Here is a 15418-nt window from a genome sequence, read left to right as displayed (position 1 = left end):
ATGATCTTTTTGAGACATTGGCTTTTGTTTTTTTTATCTAGCTAAATGACTAATAATGAATGCACCTAAGAGTTAAAAAATGGATACAACTGAAATAGTCTCGTTATTAAATTCAGCGCAACCTGAAGCTTATTTAGGTCCACAAGGTATTAAACTTATCACTGAAGAGCGTGCGATTAAAAAGGCACAAATTGGTTACTCTATTGATAAAAACGGAGCAAATATCGCCAGTAATCAACCGGGCAGTTGGCAACGACATTGGTTGGTGATCGCGAAAGATACTGAGTTAGGCGATCCTTATTATGTGGAGATAAATAATACTCAACTCCCCGTATATACGGCAATTTTTAACGAAACAACACACCAATGGCAGACAACTCTTGTTGCTACATCATTAACTGGGTTTGTTGAATGTATTGATTTACTTTTTCATTTTACTGAACAAGATGAGCCTAAATTTGTTCCAGATAGTACGGCGATTTTTGATTTGGAAAAATTGGAAATTTTCGGAAAGCAATTGGCACATATCAGTGAAAATACGGACTTTTGGCAAGGTTTTTTTATTAGTTACGTGGAATGGCTACAAGATGAAAATGTCTAAAAAAGTTGCTTGTAACGGAAAGCAGAATAATAGATATCATTAGCGATTCTGGTATTTAACGCTACACTAATAATATATTACAAGGAGAGAAATATCATGGTGTTACCAAAATTAGTCTATGAAAATTTACCTTACCTGTACTTTTTAGCCAGTGGTGGTTTGCTGGTGCTTGGTGACGAATGGGCCTTGATTTTTTCGGCGGGAATTTTTTATGCTGTTGCCTGTATAGTGTTAGTTTCTCGCTCGGCACACCGACGGTTAGATAAGCACAAGGCTAACTCAATTCAATATCTTTTTCCTGAACTAATTTATGAATATTTGCCATACACTTATGCAGCAATAGGTATTTTTGTGTTAATGAGTACAGTAAATCCATTTTATCAATTTGCTGCGTTCACTTTATTGATTTTAGCGTTAAGAAACTTACTTTGCCGAAAAAACAACCGTACTAAATCACCTTCTTTATTTTGAATTAATGTTGGAAATTAACATAGTAAAAGCTGATTTTAATCGTGAGTTTATAAGCTTCGCTATCCTTCAGAATTTTCTACTTCTGCATGATCACTATTAAGTGGCCAGCCGCCCAATGCTTGCCATTTGTTGACGATATAACAAAATAATTCTGCGGTTTTTTCTGTGTCATATAATGCTGAATGCGCTTCTTTATTATCAAAATCAATTTTTGCTGTTTTACAGGCTTTTGCTAGTACAGTTTGCCCCAATGCAAGTCCAGAAAGGGTTGTTGTATCAAAACTCACAAAAGGATGGAAAGGTGATCGTTTTATGCTACATCGCTCAGTTGCAGCATTAACAAAACCAAGGTCAAAGGCAGCATTATGGGCTACCATTATTGCACGTTGACAACCGGCTGCTTTCATTTTTTTACGTATAAGCTTAAAAATTGCTTTCAAGGCTACTTCTTCACTGATGGCGCCACGAAGCGGATTCGTAGGATCAATACCGGTAAATTCTAGCGCTGCAGGCTCTAAATTTGCCCCTTCAAATGGCTCTATATTAAAGTGAATAGTTTCATCTAAACTAAACAAACCTGATTCTTCATCAAGCTGTAAGGTACTTGCAGCAATTTCTAATAATGCGTCGGTGTTAGCATTAAACCCTGCTGTTTCAACATCTACTACGACAGGATAATAACCTCTAAAACGCATGGCATAGGCTGTTTTTTCTTTCTCGTTAGCATTCTGTGATTGTTTTACTTCTTCAGTCATATATTATTAGTTTATTTCTTTAATTCGATGGTTATTATCGCAGATAATGCTTAGTTAACTAAAGTCTTTCTAGAATTTTTTACCAAGTTAAGCCAGAATGAATAAATATTTGTTAAAGTTATTTGATAATGAGTCGATAAAATTTATGAAGCTCAGTAAACAGATAAAATAGTTATGAAAAAAACGTTAATAGCCATAAGTTTGAGCATACTTGTTAGCCAGGCCAATGCCGGGATCAGGCAGTATCATGCTGATTTAGGTAGTTCACAGTGGCAGTTAAAAAAAGATTCTCGACTAAAATGTACATTATCGCACCAAATTCCTAATTATGGTGAAGCCAAGTTTTACAGTACCGCCAATCGTAAAACTAATATGGAATTTGAACTAGATATGTTGCGTCTGCCTGATAACTATTCATTAGCACAAGTAAGAGCGGTAGCTCCAAATTGGCGACCCGGTATTGCAAGTCGAACGTTAGCCGATATGAAACTGCATAAGCAATTTGCTCCTGATTTACCAAAAAAAGTTGCCTGGACTATGTTATCTGAGCTTGAACAAGGGATGAGTCCGACGTTTTATTATAATGATTGGTATAACGATAACGATAAAATAGCGGTTGGATTATCCACGTCTCGTTTTCATAAAGCGTATCAAGAGTTTATTGGCTGTGTCGGCAATTTATTAAATTACAGTTTTGATGATATCGCTTATACGGTTTTAAATTTTGAATTTGGTAGTGATAAGTTCACGAAATCATCTCAAAAAAGAATTGCCATGATCAAAGAATATTTAAGCTTAGATACTGACTTAGAGTTAGTGTTAATAGATGGTTTTTCTGATAGCTATGGGGCTCGTAATATTAACCAGAAAACATCAGAAAAGCGGGCGAATAAAATTAGAGAGTACTTTGTTCAAAACGGCATTGATGCGAGTCGTATTGAAGCAAAAGGTTATGGTGAAAAACGACATATTGCGGCTAACGACACGGTATTAGGTCGTGCTAAAAACAGGCGCGTTGTGATCAGAATGGACAAACCATAACGCATATAATGACAATCTAACTTCATTTTTGATAAGCCCAACTTAGTGATAAGTTGGGCTTTTGCTATCTAACTGAAAAATTTACCGTTAATAATAATGAGATACCAATCAGATCAAGCCGGTTTTTTGTCAACTTTCTTTGAAAAATACGACAGTAAATAATAGCTAAGGCCTGAAATAGCTCCCCATAGGTGTGCATCTATGGCCACATTGGCGTGAATAAGTTGCGCGATTTCTTCGCTTGCGCCAAACCATTGCTCATGAATGATTTTAATGATTGCCCCTAAAATTAATAGGTAACCAGTTTTTTCATTATGCTCAATATCTTTTAATGCGCCCCATACAAACAAAGCATGTAGTACTCCAGATAAACCAACATACTCGCTCATTTCTGGGGTAAAAAAATATATTCCAATACTAATAGCAATACTGCTGAAGAAAACAAGCTTGAAATATTGTTTTGTAGAATAATATTGACCGTGTAAAGCCCAAAGTAAAATTATTGCGAGCGTATTTAATAATAAATGGGCATAATTAGTGTGAAAAACGTGTCCAGAAAACAAACGCCAATATTGATGGTCAGCAATAAGCGAACGTTTATAGATAAAAGCTTCACTTATTTGACTATTAAAAACAAAACAACATAAAGCGACAATGAGCAAAAGTAATGGTGCAAGTAAATGAGTGGTTTGAATTGGAAATTTTTTTAACTGGAACATAGTCTTATATTTTTAAGTGAATGTTATTATTTTATGTCACGACCTTATTGTAACGTATGTCAGCGCCCACAAGTTAGTTGTATTTGTCATTTAATTCATCCGACGAAAAACGATATTCATGTGGTAATACTTCAGCACCCCAGTGAAGTAAAACAAAGCAAGGGAACGGTAACATTGTTATCGCAATCTTTATCTTCATGTCAGGTGATCATTGCTGAAGACATTTCACAACATCAAGAGTTTTTAGCGGTATTAGCACAATATCAAGGTCATATCGCATTATTATACCCGTCAGAAAAAGCAGAAAAGATAGTAAAAAATAGTGAAGTTAAAGCTGATGAAATTATAAAGTGTATTATTTTACTTGATGGCACATGGAAAAAAGCGTTTCGGATCTATATGATAAATGAGGTATTACACCATTTACCTCATCGGATATTACCTGAAAATATTCAAGGTCAATATCAGATCAGAAAGACAAAAAAGCAAGGAGCATTATCAAGTCTAGAAGCTTGTTGTTATGGCTTAGCGCTTATGGAAAATAATACTGAAAAATATGTGGGGTTACTGGAAAAATTTAAACAATTTAATCAAATGCAATTATCATTCGTCCCAAAAAATTAATATAAAAACAAAGGAATAATATGTTAGTAAAGTTTTATCAAGTTGCCTGTATTAGTGCATTATTGGTTTTTAACCCTAATTCAGTTAATGCTCAGCCTTTTGACACTAAAGCTTTTGTACAAGAAGACAGGGAGCCAGAGGCTGCCACTGGCCTTACTGAAAAGAAAGCAGTTAAAACCAAAAAGTTTATGGTTGCTGCCGCAAATCCATATGCGAGTAAAATTGGTTATAACATTTTAGCGAAAGGCGGCAGTGCTATTGATGCTGCTATTGCCGTGCAATTAGCGCTCACGATAGTTGAACCACAATCATCTGGTATCGGTGGCGGCACGTTTATTCTTCACTGGGAAAATAGCGAAAAAAAACTAACGACATTTGATGGAAGAGAAACAGCACCTGCGTTAGCGACATCTGACTTATTTTTAGATGAACAAGGAAAAGCTATTCCATGGATAAAAGCTGTGGTTGGTGGACGCTCAGTTGGAGTCCCTGGGGTATTGGCAGCACTGAAAAAGGCCCATCAACAGTACGGTAAATTACCTTGGGAAACTTTATTTAAAGATGCTATTAATTTAGCTGAAAGAGGTTTTCGGGTTTCTCCTCGATTAGAAAAATTGGTTCAAATGCAGTTCAATCCGGGGATCAGTGAGCTACCTGAAATACGTCGTTATTTTTTCCCAAATGGACGAGCGATTAAAGCCGGTGATAAATTAAGAAATCCGAAACTTGCTAAGGTTTTCCGTAGTCTGGCAAAAGAGGGGACTACACCTTTCTATCAAGGCTGGATAGCTGAAAAAATTGTTTCAGCAGTACAACATTCTTCGATTGCGCCAGGTCGCTTATCTTTGACGGATATGAAAAACTACCAAGCCATAGAAAGAGAACCTGTTTGTGGTCCTTATCGTAATTATAAAGTATGCGGTATGGCGCCACCAAGCTCCGGCGGAATTGCTGTCATTCAAATTATGTCGCAATTAGAGCCATTTCAATTACATAAACGAGAACTTGAAGATGTACAAACTTCTCATTTATATACTCAAAGTTCACGCTTAGCTTTTGCCGATAGAAATCGTTATATCGCAGATAACGATTTTGTTGATGTGCCCGTTTCCGGTTTATTGTCAAAAGATTATTTAGCCGAGCGCTCAAAGCTAATTAATATCCACCAAGATATGGGAGAGGCTTTACCTGGTAGTCCAGAAGCAAGTATAGCTTTAGCTGATGACTCTGCTATGGAATTACCGTCAACGAGTCATATTTCTATTGTTGATGATCAAGGAAATGCAGTGTCTATGACTACTAGTATTGAAATGGCGTTTGGTTCAGCGGTGATGGTTGAAGGTTTTATTTTAAATAATCAACTCACGGATTTTTCATTGTCACCGAAAGTAAATGGTAAGCTTGTTGCAAACCGTTTAGAACCATTAAAAAGACCACGCAGTTCAATGGCGCCTATGATGGTTTTTGAAGGGGAAAAACTTAAGTTAGTGGTGGGTTCTCCTGGTGGAAGTCGTATTATCAATTATGTAACCCAAACGATTTTAGCAATGTTGGATTGGAAACTCGATCCGCAACAAGCAATAAATCTTCCTAAAATTACCAATAGAAATAAAGTGACAACGTTGGAGAAAGGCACTTCAATTGTTAAGTTGAAATCAGGATTAGAAGCGAAAGGGCATAATATTGCTGTGCGAGATTTAAACAGTGGTTTACATGTGATAGAAGTGAAAAACAATGGCTTAGTTGGTGGTGCAGATCCGCGTCGTGAAGGCAAGGTGATGGGGCAATAAATAAATCATTTGAAAAAATAAGTAAAAAAAATGGCCAATTAAGGCCATTTTTTTTAGAAAGGATCTTTCATTATTTTATCAATAACCCATCTATCATCAATTTGAACCAATGACACTCGTTTAACATCTTTAAGTTTATCGTCGTTATAATACCCATCAAAATACACAGTGATAATCGCTTTATTTTTAAATTGTTCTCTCACTTTTACACCACTATCATCGGGAGCAATTTCAACATTATCATATGACATGTTGAATAAGTGTCTGCCAACGGCTTTTGTCGACTTATAATGAAGAATGATTCTTGCTAGTTTCGGTGAACATACCGACGCGGCTTTTTTAATATCTTTTTCATTATATAAAGCATTAAAAAATGCCACGGTGACTAATTCAGGATTATCTAATTCACTGATAGGCTCTTCACCGTTATTACAGCCTAACAATGTGAATAGCAGGACGAAAAAGGAAGTTTTAAAATATTTATTCATAATGGAAAAGTTTATTACCTGATAGTTTCAATATCATACATTAAAGTAAAGTCTAACTTCTACGCTTAAATTTACCAGTATTTTACAAAAAGCTTATTGTTAATCATACCGTTTTTACCTTAAAAATAAAAAGGTGCCGAAGCACCTTTTTCAATATTGTTGAAATAGAAAGTTTTACTTTGCTATTGAACAAGTTCTTTATCTGAAAATGTATCGGTAAATAATGCACTTGATAAATAACGTTCAGCTGAGCTTGGTAAAATTACCACAATGTTTTTGTCTGCATTTTCTGGTTTTTCGGCCAAACGTTTGGCTGCTACAACGGCTGCACCAGAAGAAATACCGGCTAAAATGCCTTCTTCTTTCATGAGTTTATGGGCCATTTCCATAGCATCTTCATTTGACACTTGTTCTACAGCATCAATAACGTCTAGATCTAAATTACCAGGAATAAAACCAGCGCCAATACCTTGAATTTTATGAGGGCCAGGCTTTAATTCTTCACCGGCAAGCTTTTGTGAAATAACAGGAGAATCAGTCGGTTCAACAGCAACGGAGGTAATGTTTTTTCCGGCAACATTCTTGATATAACGACTTACACCAGTAATTGTACCGCCTGTGCCTACACCAGCTACAAAAATATCGATGTTGCCATCAGTATCTTGCCAAATCTCAGGACCTGTTGTTTTTTCATGAATTTCAGGGTTTGCTGGGTTTTCAAACTGTCCTAACAGAACAAATTTTTCAGGATCTGAATCTTTTATTTCTTGCGCTTTTGCAATAGCACCGCCCATACCTTTCGCGCCATCGGTTAATTCTAATTTAGCACCTAATGCGGATAGTAATTTTCTGCGCTCTAAGCTCATCGTTGCAGGCATTGTTAAGGTAATGCCATAGCCTCTGGCTGCTGCGACAAATGCTAAAGCGATACCAGTGTTACCACTCGTTGGTTCTACAATTTCTTTACCTGCAGTTAACTCTCCGCGTTTTTCTGCATCCCAAATCATATTTGCACCGATACGACATTTAACACTAAAACTTGGGTTTCTAGATTCTACTTTTGCAAAAACATTGCCACCAGTGACTCGATTAAGTTTTACAAGTGGAGTTTTACCAATTGCTGTTGAGTTATCTTCAAATATATTAGGCATTTGCAATTCCTTTGGTACATTAGTTATTAGAATTTCGTATGATAATTTAAGCATAAGATAAATTATCATTTATTAACGGTAATATTAGCGGTTCTTGACTTAAAAAGAAGTGACGATTCGTTATATCTTATATTCTTAAATGGAATAAGCATATTTTATCAAACCATGTAGATTACTTTCTTGGCATAATAAAAAGAAGTAATGCGTTGCATATGAAAATTAATGTTAAACAAATCAAGGTATCATGATGTCTTCGGATAAAAATATAACCTCAAACCAAGACGTTGCTCATGTCTTAACAGAACAAGAAACGAAGCAGATTTTAACGCCATTTGCGTTTGAGATAGATAAATCTTTATTTGGTCTCCCTTTAGCTGTGCCATGGAAACGAGGCATTGCTTTATTAATTGATTTTCTTTGTGTTTTTTTATTAGCAGAAACTCCAGCTGAGTTACTGGTATTCATGGTTGCCATCACGTTTTTTAGGATAGGCAGTAAAAAACGAGCACAAAAGTTAGGTAAAAAAAGAGGAATAAGAAAACTTATTTTACGCTTTATCGGGGCGTTTATTTTATTCGTTATGCTTGTTTCTACCGTGCCTGATTTTATTGCGCAATTTACTCAAAATGAAACAAAAACCAATCATGAACGTTCACAAGTGCTTGAAAAAGTACCAGAAAATTCAACGGTAGATGTAGACAAAAAGAAAAGTGAAAATGCTGTATCAATTGATGAGACCGCAAAAGATGAGTCAACGTCGCTCGTTTATAAAGGCATTGACTGGTTTAAAGGATTGATTAAAGATTTAGGGTTAAGTTTTGGTTGGGCGGTGTTTTATTTCACTGTGTTAACCGCAGTATGGAATGGTCAAACCCCCGGAAAAAAACTGCTGAAAATTCGAGTCATACAGCTCGATGGCACGCCTTTGTCTATTTGGGATAGTTTTGGTCGATATGGGGGATATGCTGCCGGGTTAGCCACAGGCTTGCTGGGCTTTTTACAAATATATTGGGACCCTAACCGCCAAGCAATACATGACAAAATATCGGCAACAGTTGTCATCGATGTAAAAAAAATATCGCGGTAAAAAAAGCTGATCAAAGACAAGAAGAGTCGTAATGTACTTCTTGTCTTGTCTTGTCTTGTCTTATCTTGACTTGTCTTGTTTAGTTTCTCGTCTTAAATTAAACATTGCTGTAAGCTAATTGAACGTGCAAAAGTTATCAGCTATGGCATCCAAGCGTAACTGATTTTTGTAAACAATGTGCGTTGTTCGCGCGCTAAATGATTTAAATAATCATCTTGAAAACTATTATCAGAGTAGCCTAAATAAAACACCGTTTGTGGGTTCAGTTTATAAGCGTAAATTAACTGACTTGATAAGTTTTTATTTCTTTTTGAAACTGAAAGGTAAGGGTTATTTTCAGGATTGCGATCAATATCACTATAAACAAGGTTTAACTTTAAATAGCTATGAACATCAAATTGATAAGAAACGCGTAATTCCGTTAAACTGGCTTGGTAAACATTTGCTCCGTTAGCGTCTAATGTACTGTTAGTATAATAAAGCTCAGTTTCTAAATGGCGGGTAAAATTATATGAAATGTTAGCGTATAGCTCTCGGTAATCACCTAAACGGTTATTACGATAATCAATTTTATCACCGATAATAAATTCTGACTCTAAATATAATTGTGAGTTAGGCTGAACATTGGCATAAAAAGTAGCTAACTTTTCAGTAAACCGAGTCGTGTTGCCATCAATCGCTAAACTTGATTCATCTTCACGTAATCCCACTTTATCGGCATAAGTGAACATAGCATCAAAAGTGGATAACATTGGACCATCAATGGTGAAACTTGTAGCAAGGGTTTTATCTAACAATTCACCTTTTTCATTGTGATTAATTTGCCATAGCCCAGATAATTTCATTTCTTGCCAAAATGTGTCATTTTCACCATAGAAAAGTCGGTCGAGTAATACCTTATCTGATTGATAATCTGCTCTTGGCATATAACCTAAATCAGCTCTAAATTTTTTGCCAATGTTTTGGTGCTCTGCGGTAATATTCCAGTATTCAGAGCTATGCTCATAAGTTGCTTTATAAGCTAGGTCTGTAATGTCATTATCAAATTTTGTCCGATGGACTTGTTCTGAGTACTGGCAGTTACCAAAGATACAATCAACATCTTTTGCTTGATCGCAATCAGTATCGCTTTCGCCATAACAGAAGCTTTGATACAAATCTGTTGGGTATTGGGTATTTGAATTTAGGAGTTGTCCTGAGAAAGTATTTGAGTCATCTAATCGATATTTACTATCAATCCCAAAAACATAGTTATGATAATCATCGGCGGTTCTCAGTGTACTAATAGCTCCAACAGAAAGGTCATCGGTAAAGTCGTAGCGATATTTGAACGCGGCGGAATGACTTTCTCTATTCAATGTTGCTAAATCAGAGCCGGTGTTTCCTGGGACAAAAAAGTTAGTTTCCGTATCATTGGTAATAAAAAAGCCGTAACTATGCGCTTGCTCTGTACCTGTGATTTTGGCTCCATAGTCAGGATCTGCGATATTTCGTGTGTAAACGAGATCATAATTACTAGCAAAATAATCGGCATTTTCTAAAAAGAAAGGGCGTTTTTCGTCATAAAACAATGAATAGGTTTTATTTATGCTCAATTGACCTGAGTCGACTTCGACCGTTGAAAAATCAGGATTAAGCGTTACATTTAATAAAGTATTAGCATTGATCCCCCAGCGAATATCGACACCTGCATCAACATCATTTTCGCTATGCCAATTGTCTTCGGGGGTATAAATATCTTTCGTTTCATTTCTAGTGGCTACGAGGGCAGGCGTAACCATTAAGTTTTTCCCTGTTTTAGCTTCTTTAAAACCTTGTATCTCAGGATATTGGCATAACCAGCAATCGTTATTTCTATCAAGTGGAATATGCGATATGCGCAATCGAGTATCTCTTGGATACGAGCGAATCAATTCAAATGCCCAAGTTTTTACTTCATCGTTATCTGCAAAATTAAGTATGCGATAAGGTATCGCTATTTCTACTTGATAACCCGCTTCGGTGATTTTTCCATAGGAGTCCCAAATGCCATTCCAAGAATCATTACTGGTACCTGTCATTTCATTTTTGATACTATCAAGTTGAACACCAAATGGGTTAACAAAAAATTCGTAATTCAAGCGACGGTTATTAAACGTATCAAACTTAATTCCAACTATGTCATCGCCCCAGCGGGTATCTCTATCCCCTAAAAACGCTTGGATTTTTTCAGGCTCAGGATCTTCCGCTAAAAAACTGACATAAATATATTCGCCATTTTCGACTATTTTCGCCGATGTTTTTACCGGACTCGCTTTATTATTCCAAGGGTAATTGACAATATTTAAATCGAAGGTTTTCGCGTGTTGCCATATTTCATCCGTTAATTCACCATCAATTTTTGCTGAAAGTGACGAATAGGGCATTTGATGTGATGAAAGTTTGGTTTCTTCTGCTAGCACCTGAGAGGGTTTGTTTATCAACAACACCATTAAGCAAACAGAGATAAAGCAGTAACGACTGACTAACTGCATTGAAAGTGCTCCATATTTTTATTATTTATTATTTATTATTTATTATTTATTATTTTGACTGCTTCACTACAGTACTTTCTATGAGATGAATTTTTACAAATCTGCACCTTTAATACAATGAATATTAATAATTTGTTAATTATTCGCTTAAATTGATGATGAAATGTTAACAAATTTTATTTTATGGCATGTTTATTCTTTAACAATCAATGATAGTTTGCCTGGAAAAAGTCATGCTTGTGAAAAATTAAGGTTGGGGTTTAACAATACCCCAGTTTTTCTCGCTCATAGCTTTGAATAAGGTAAAAAGGATTTTTAGCGACTCAAGGGGATCACTTCATCCAAGCATAGCTAAATTTCATAAACACTTTTTGTAGGTCTTTCGTTAAATGACTTAACGTTTCTTCAGTATATTGGTGATCTGAATAGCCAAGATAAAAAACTGTTTGTGGGTTTATTTTGTAGGCATAAAGTAATTCAGTCGAAACATCTCTACTATGCTTTATAATATCTTCCGGTTTTTCATAAAGATAATTGAGAGGATTTCTTGTGGTATTGTTATAGACTAAAGACAAACGAAGAAAACTTTTGATACTAAATTGGTGGGTCGCTCGAATATCCGTTAGCCTTGCTGTAAAAAGGTTGCTGCTATCAGCGTCTAATTGATTGAATACTTGTTTAAATCGTAATTCTAAATGCTTATTTACATTCCAGTTAATATTGCCTCGTAGTTGTTTGGTTAATCCTAATCTATTATTGCTGTAATCAATTGCATCGCCATATTCCATACTTGTATTTAAGTGTAAGCCAAGTAGCGGTTTTATATTGGCAGAAAGGTATATTCTACTTTCTGAAAATAATGTGGTATTACCTTTGATAGCTAAGCGACTATTATTGAGACGTCTGCCTACTTTATCTCGATAAGTCAGTCCTAAATGTATGCTGGAACTATATTTAGCATTGATACGAGCACTCATATTTAACTTTTCTTCAATGAGTTCGCCATTATCATTTTGTGCTTTATGCCAATTGGAAGATAGGAAAAAATTTGACCACCAATCGCCTTGAATGGCATACCATTTTCTATCAACTCCCACGGATAGCGTCTTTTGGTCAATTCTTGAGATAAAACCTAAATCACCACGAAAGCCAGCATTTTTTTCATTATAGTCGGCGCGATAAGACCAATTTGTATCATTATGATAATAACCAACTTTAAGTGCATTACCGCTAAACGGTTGAGCTTGGGTGGTGCGGAGAATCGTTTCACTGAAGTTACATTCGCCAAAAGTACATTGCTCGTTGTCATCAGGTATACAATCGCTGTTATCTGCTTCATCACAAAACTGTTCAAATAAAGTGTCGGGATATTCTGTATTTGAGTAAAGCGATTGGAATTTGAATACATCATTGGTCGTTAACCTAAATCTTGCATCAATTCCATGAACGGAATTCTGATAATCCTCTGCTGTTCGCAGCGTGCTTATCCAACCTAAGGTGATATCGTCATTATAGTTATATCGATAGCGTAAAGCTGATGCTTTCGATTCCCCCGAGATTTCAGCAAGCGAAGAGGCGCGATTACCTGGAATTAAAATATTGGTACTGTCATCGTCTGTTACAAATAACCCAAAGGAGTGATCATTTTTCCTCCCGGTTAATTTAGCCCCGTAATTAGGCGCATTTATATTGCGGGTATAAACTAAATTGTAATTTGAATCAAAATAATCAGCGTTATCTAAAAAGAACGGTCGTTTTTCTTGAAAGTACAAGGCAAAGTTATTGTTGAGGTTTAATTGTGAAGAATCCGTTTCAACGGTTGAAAAGTCAGGATTAATTGTAGCATTTAAAAGTAAATCTGGTGTGATCCCCCAGCGAGCATCAAGGCTTAAATCGGTGTTATTCTTTTCTTCCCAAAGATTATTATCATTAATTTCTTTATGTTTACCAACAACAAGCGAAGGGGTGATGGTTAGGTTTTCACCTTGTTTTGCCCCTTTAAAACCTAAGGCTGTTTTTAATTGACAAAGCTCGCAACTATTATTTCGTTCAAGGCGTATATTTGAAATACGAAGTCGTTCATCTCTAGGATACATTCTTAGTAACTCAATGCCCCAATCTTGAATACTTTCTTTTTCTGTAAAATTAAGCATTCTTAATGGCAGGGCCATTTCAACAATATAGCCTTTGTCATTAATGATTCCCGCGCTATCCCAAATACCATCCCAAGCGTCACTTTCTCTTTGAGTGACTTCATTTTCAATCCCATCAATTTGAGAGCCTAACGGGTTAACTAAAAATCGATATGCGGTGCGTTGATCGTTATAAGTGTCAAGTTTCACGCCAACAATGTCATCGCCCCATGATTTATCCCTATCTCTTAAAAAGCCTCGTATCTGACTTGGGTTGGGATCTTCAGCGATAAAGGCGATATACAATTGTTTGCCATCTTCCATAAGCAATGCTTCAGTGTGAATAGGGCTGGGCGTGTTGTCATAGGGGCGTGTAACATTGTTGATTAACACTTTCTTTGCCTTTTGCCATTGCGGCTCATCTAATTGAGCATCAATGGAGACACTGCCTGAAATCGAGGGGATTAAGATCTGATGATGGCTATTGCTATTAGCATAACTGGTTGTTGCAAATGCAGATAATATTAATATGGTCGACCAAAAGATAATTGTTTTTATAGCGGTCATTGATGTTTCACTAAATAAGAATAAAGAAAAAGATTTTGCCGATTTTATAAAGGTATAATCACCTGTCAAAGTAATATCGACGATCAACCATTTTAGTAAGTTTAATGGTTAATTCAGGTGAACATTGTTTTAATTTTGTTGGTGTATTGTAATTAACATGTTAATTAGATTAATTTTTATTTAGAGGTCGAATCTTAAGTGTATCTGCTGCATAATCTTATTAAGGTTAAATAGTTATTATCATTATGTTTATTTCAATTTTAAATATCATTGCTTTAATGTGCTTTCTTATTTGTTGGTTTGGCTATACTATTTTTGCAAAAAGAAAAGCCAAAGATACTAATTGTATTGCGAAATGTATGCATCAACATCGTATTCACTGGATGTATGAGGTGATCACCCGAGATATTAGAGTTGGCGAAGCGGCATTACTGGCTAATTTAGAACGAAATATTGCTTTTTTTGCATCCTCAACGTTGCTGGTTTTAGCGGGTGTATTAACATTATTCGCACAAGTTGAAAAACTAGAATCGGTGATACAATCTATTCCTTATGCCGAGTTATCTCCACATTCAGTTGTGCAATTTAAACTGGGTTTATTAGCTTTTATTTTTGTACTGGCTTTTTTTCAATTTACTTGGTCAATGCGGCAATATGGTTTTATTAATGTGATGATCGGCGCAGCGCCGATTGATGAGTCAGGTAATAATGAAAATTTACGACGTTATGCTAAACAAATGGCTATAGTGCAAGATCAAGCGGCACATTCCTATAATTATGGCTTACGTTCCTATTATTTTTCTATGGCGGCTATCTGTTGGTTTTTTCATCCGTTACTCTTTATTTTTGCCAGCCTTTTCGTGGTTTATACCTTATATATTCGAGAGTTTAAATCTAAATCGGTTAAGGCAATCACCGCCGGACAAGAATTTTTAGATATAGAGCGTAATACCCGATTTCCACCGACTGACACCCTTAGTAAAGATGAGCCATAGATTTGCACATTATACACCCTCTGATTTTGATGCCTTTGATTGTTTAAAAATTTCAAAGCTTATTTACCTAATATTGGTTTTTGTTTTGAGAGGTTATATCGTTTGGTTGATGTCGGTTTCAAACCTAAGAGATAAAGTAGGTGTTATTCAGTGGGTTTACCCTGAGCCAAGTCTTTTTTATTTAAGCTTGTTTTCTGGCAGTTTAGGCTTATTTGTTTTGTTGATATTAGCCTTGAGAAAACCTGATGCTAGCCCTTGGGTTCAAAACGGTTGGCAACATTTACGAGGAATTTTGTTGTCCGCTTTAGTGTTTGATCTCATTGTGAATGTTGTCGGCTACTTTTATTGGCAACTACAATCATTAACTTGGGTTTTAGTAAATGCTTTGGTGGTTATTGTTTGTTGTTTATTTTTATTTAAAAACAAACGAATACAAATAAATATAAATGAATTTCCTGAAAAATTACCTGAATAGTTTCATCAG

General features: G+C 35.8%; 14 protein-coding genes. 8 read left to right on the top strand and 6 right to left on the bottom strand.

Annotation, left to right across the window (positions count from 1 at the left end; all coding sequences use genetic code 11):
* The first annotated feature begins 79 nt into the window (after window positions 1-79).
* Together ABXH06_RS06645 and ABXH06_RS06640 are read left to right on the top strand one after the other, a co-directional pair.
* Window positions 80-601: a hypothetical protein gene (locus ABXH06_RS06645; protein ID WP_353517687.1), complete on the top strand. Its 522-nt coding sequence runs from the start codon at window positions 80-82 to the stop codon at window positions 599-601.
* Window positions 602-697: 96 nt separating this feature from the next.
* Window positions 698-1072, top strand: a complete 375-nt coding sequence (locus tag ABXH06_RS06640; RefSeq protein ID WP_311576165.1) for a hypothetical protein — start codon at window positions 698-700, stop codon at window positions 1070-1072.
* A gap of 59 nt (window positions 1073-1131) precedes the next feature.
* Here the strand turns inward: ABXH06_RS06640 and rnt are convergent, their stop codons facing one another.
* Window positions 1132-1827: a ribonuclease T gene (gene rnt / locus ABXH06_RS06635; RefSeq protein ID WP_353517686.1), complete on the bottom strand. Its 696-nt coding sequence runs from the start codon at window positions 1825-1827 to the stop codon at window positions 1132-1134.
* 174 nt (window positions 1828-2001) lie between these two features.
* On the opposite strand from rnt, the gene ABXH06_RS06630 reads away from it, so the two are divergent.
* Window positions 2002-2868, top strand: coding sequence for a flagellar protein MotY (locus ABXH06_RS06630; protein WP_311576158.1), 867 nt, complete (start codon window positions 2002-2004; stop codon window positions 2866-2868).
* A 113-nt stretch (window positions 2869-2981) separates the two neighbouring features.
* Here the strand turns inward: ABXH06_RS06630 and rrtA are convergent, their stop codons facing one another.
* Window positions 2982-3587, bottom strand: a complete 606-nt coding sequence (gene rrtA, locus ABXH06_RS06625) for a rhombosortase (protein WP_353517685.1) — start codon at window positions 3585-3587, stop codon at window positions 2982-2984.
* A 33-nt stretch (window positions 3588-3620) separates the two neighbouring features.
* Between rrtA and ABXH06_RS06620 the strand changes: the two genes are divergently transcribed.
* Both ABXH06_RS06620 and ggt read left to right on the top strand, forming a co-directional pair.
* Complete coding sequence (locus tag ABXH06_RS06620; RefSeq protein ID WP_353517684.1) at window positions 3621-4211, top strand: tRNA-uridine aminocarboxypropyltransferase; 591 nt, start codon at window positions 3621-3623, stop codon at window positions 4209-4211.
* Window positions 4212-4231: 20 nt separating this feature from the next.
* Complete coding sequence (gene ggt / locus ABXH06_RS06615; protein ID WP_353517683.1) at window positions 4232-6001, top strand: gamma-glutamyltransferase; 1770 nt, start codon at window positions 4232-4234, stop codon at window positions 5999-6001.
* A gap of 53 nt (window positions 6002-6054) precedes the next feature.
* Here the strand turns inward: ggt and ABXH06_RS06610 are convergent, their stop codons facing one another.
* Entirely contained in the window at window positions 6055-6489 is a 435-nt protein-coding gene (locus ABXH06_RS06610; RefSeq protein ID WP_311576145.1) for a hypothetical protein, read from the bottom strand.
* Between the two features lie 182 nt (window positions 6490-6671).
* The gene (gene cysK, locus ABXH06_RS06605) at window positions 6672-7640 is read right to left on the bottom strand and encodes a cysteine synthase A (protein WP_311576142.1); all 969 of its coding nucleotides are present in this window, start codon (window positions 7638-7640) and stop codon (window positions 6672-6674) included.
* 244 nt (window positions 7641-7884) lie between these two features.
* Between cysK and ABXH06_RS06600 the strand changes: the two genes are divergently transcribed.
* A complete protein-coding gene (locus tag ABXH06_RS06600; RefSeq protein ID WP_353517682.1) occupies window positions 7885-8727 on the top strand; it encodes an RDD family protein in 843 nt (280 codons plus the stop codon).
* A 140-nt stretch (window positions 8728-8867) separates the two neighbouring features.
* On the opposite strand, the gene ABXH06_RS06595 is transcribed toward ABXH06_RS06600, so the two are convergent.
* A complete protein-coding gene (locus ABXH06_RS06595) occupies window positions 8868-11240 on the bottom strand; it encodes a carbohydrate binding family 9 domain-containing protein (RefSeq protein ID WP_353517681.1) in 2373 nt (790 codons plus the stop codon).
* Window positions 11241-11572: 332 nt separating this feature from the next.
* The gene (locus ABXH06_RS06590) at window positions 11573-13939 is read right to left on the bottom strand and encodes a carbohydrate binding family 9 domain-containing protein (protein WP_353517680.1); all 2367 of its coding nucleotides are present in this window, start codon (window positions 13937-13939) and stop codon (window positions 11573-11575) included.
* A 245-nt stretch (window positions 13940-14184) separates the two neighbouring features.
* Here ABXH06_RS06590 and ABXH06_RS06585 point away from each other — a divergent pair, with 245 nt between their 5' ends.
* Together ABXH06_RS06585 and ABXH06_RS06580 are read left to right on the top strand one after the other, a co-directional pair.
* Window positions 14185-14934 carry a DUF599 domain-containing protein gene (locus tag ABXH06_RS06585; protein ID WP_353517679.1) on the top strand — a complete coding sequence of 250 codons (750 nt, stop codon included), beginning with the start codon at window positions 14185-14187 and terminating at the stop codon, window positions 14932-14934.
* Entirely contained in the window at window positions 14924-15409 is a 486-nt protein-coding gene (locus tag ABXH06_RS06580; protein WP_311576127.1) for a DUF2919 family protein, read from the top strand. The genes ABXH06_RS06585 and ABXH06_RS06580 overlap by 11 nt, the downstream gene beginning before the upstream one ends.
* Window positions 15410-15418: the final 9 nt, after the last annotated feature.

Origin of the sequence: Thalassotalea sp. SU-HH00458 (genome assembly GCF_040362795.1) — a bacterium.
Taxonomy (GTDB): domain Bacteria; phylum Pseudomonadota; class Gammaproteobacteria; order Enterobacterales; family Alteromonadaceae; genus Thalassotalea_H; species Thalassotalea_H castellviae.
The sequence above is the reverse complement of the archived record's forward strand: the minus strand, read 5'-3'. Positions and strand labels throughout refer to the sequence as shown.

Coding starts and splice junctions, on each gene's coding strand:
- cysK (WP_311576142.1), bottom strand. CDS start 7,640: ATGCCTAATATATTTGAAGATAACTCAACAGCAATTGGTAAAACTCCA.
- ABXH06_RS06620 (WP_353517684.1), top strand. CDS start 3,621: ATGTCACGACCTTATTGTAACGTATGTCAGCGCCCACAAGTTAGTTGT.
- ABXH06_RS06640 (WP_311576165.1), top strand. CDS start 698: ATGGTGTTACCAAAATTAGTCTATGAAAATTTACCTTACCTGTACTTT.
- ABXH06_RS06595 (WP_353517681.1), bottom strand. CDS start 11,240: ATGCAGTTAGTCAGTCGTTACTGCTTTATCTCTGTTTGCTTAATGGTG.
- ABXH06_RS06645 (WP_353517687.1), top strand. CDS start 80: ATGGATACAACTGAAATAGTCTCGTTATTAAATTCAGCGCAACCTGAA.
- ABXH06_RS06585 (WP_353517679.1), top strand. CDS start 14,185: ATGTTTATTTCAATTTTAAATATCATTGCTTTAATGTGCTTTCTTATT.
- ABXH06_RS06580 (WP_311576127.1), top strand. CDS start 14,924: ATGAGCCATAGATTTGCACATTATACACCCTCTGATTTTGATGCCTTT.
- ABXH06_RS06590 (WP_353517680.1), bottom strand. CDS start 13,939: ATGACCGCTATAAAAACAATTATCTTTTGGTCGACCATATTAATATTA.
- rnt (WP_353517686.1), bottom strand. CDS start 1,827: ATGACTGAAGAAGTAAAACAATCACAGAATGCTAACGAGAAAGAAAAA.
- ABXH06_RS06610 (WP_311576145.1), bottom strand. CDS start 6,489: ATGAATAAATATTTTAAAACTTCCTTTTTCGTCCTGCTATTCACATTG.
- ABXH06_RS06600 (WP_353517682.1), top strand. CDS start 7,885: ATGATGTCTTCGGATAAAAATATAACCTCAAACCAAGACGTTGCTCAT.
- ggt (WP_353517683.1), top strand. CDS start 4,232: ATGTTAGTAAAGTTTTATCAAGTTGCCTGTATTAGTGCATTATTGGTT.
- rrtA (WP_353517685.1), bottom strand. CDS start 3,587: ATGTTCCAGTTAAAAAAATTTCCAATTCAAACCACTCATTTACTTGCA.
- ABXH06_RS06630 (WP_311576158.1), top strand. CDS start 2,002: ATGAAAAAAACGTTAATAGCCATAAGTTTGAGCATACTTGTTAGCCAG.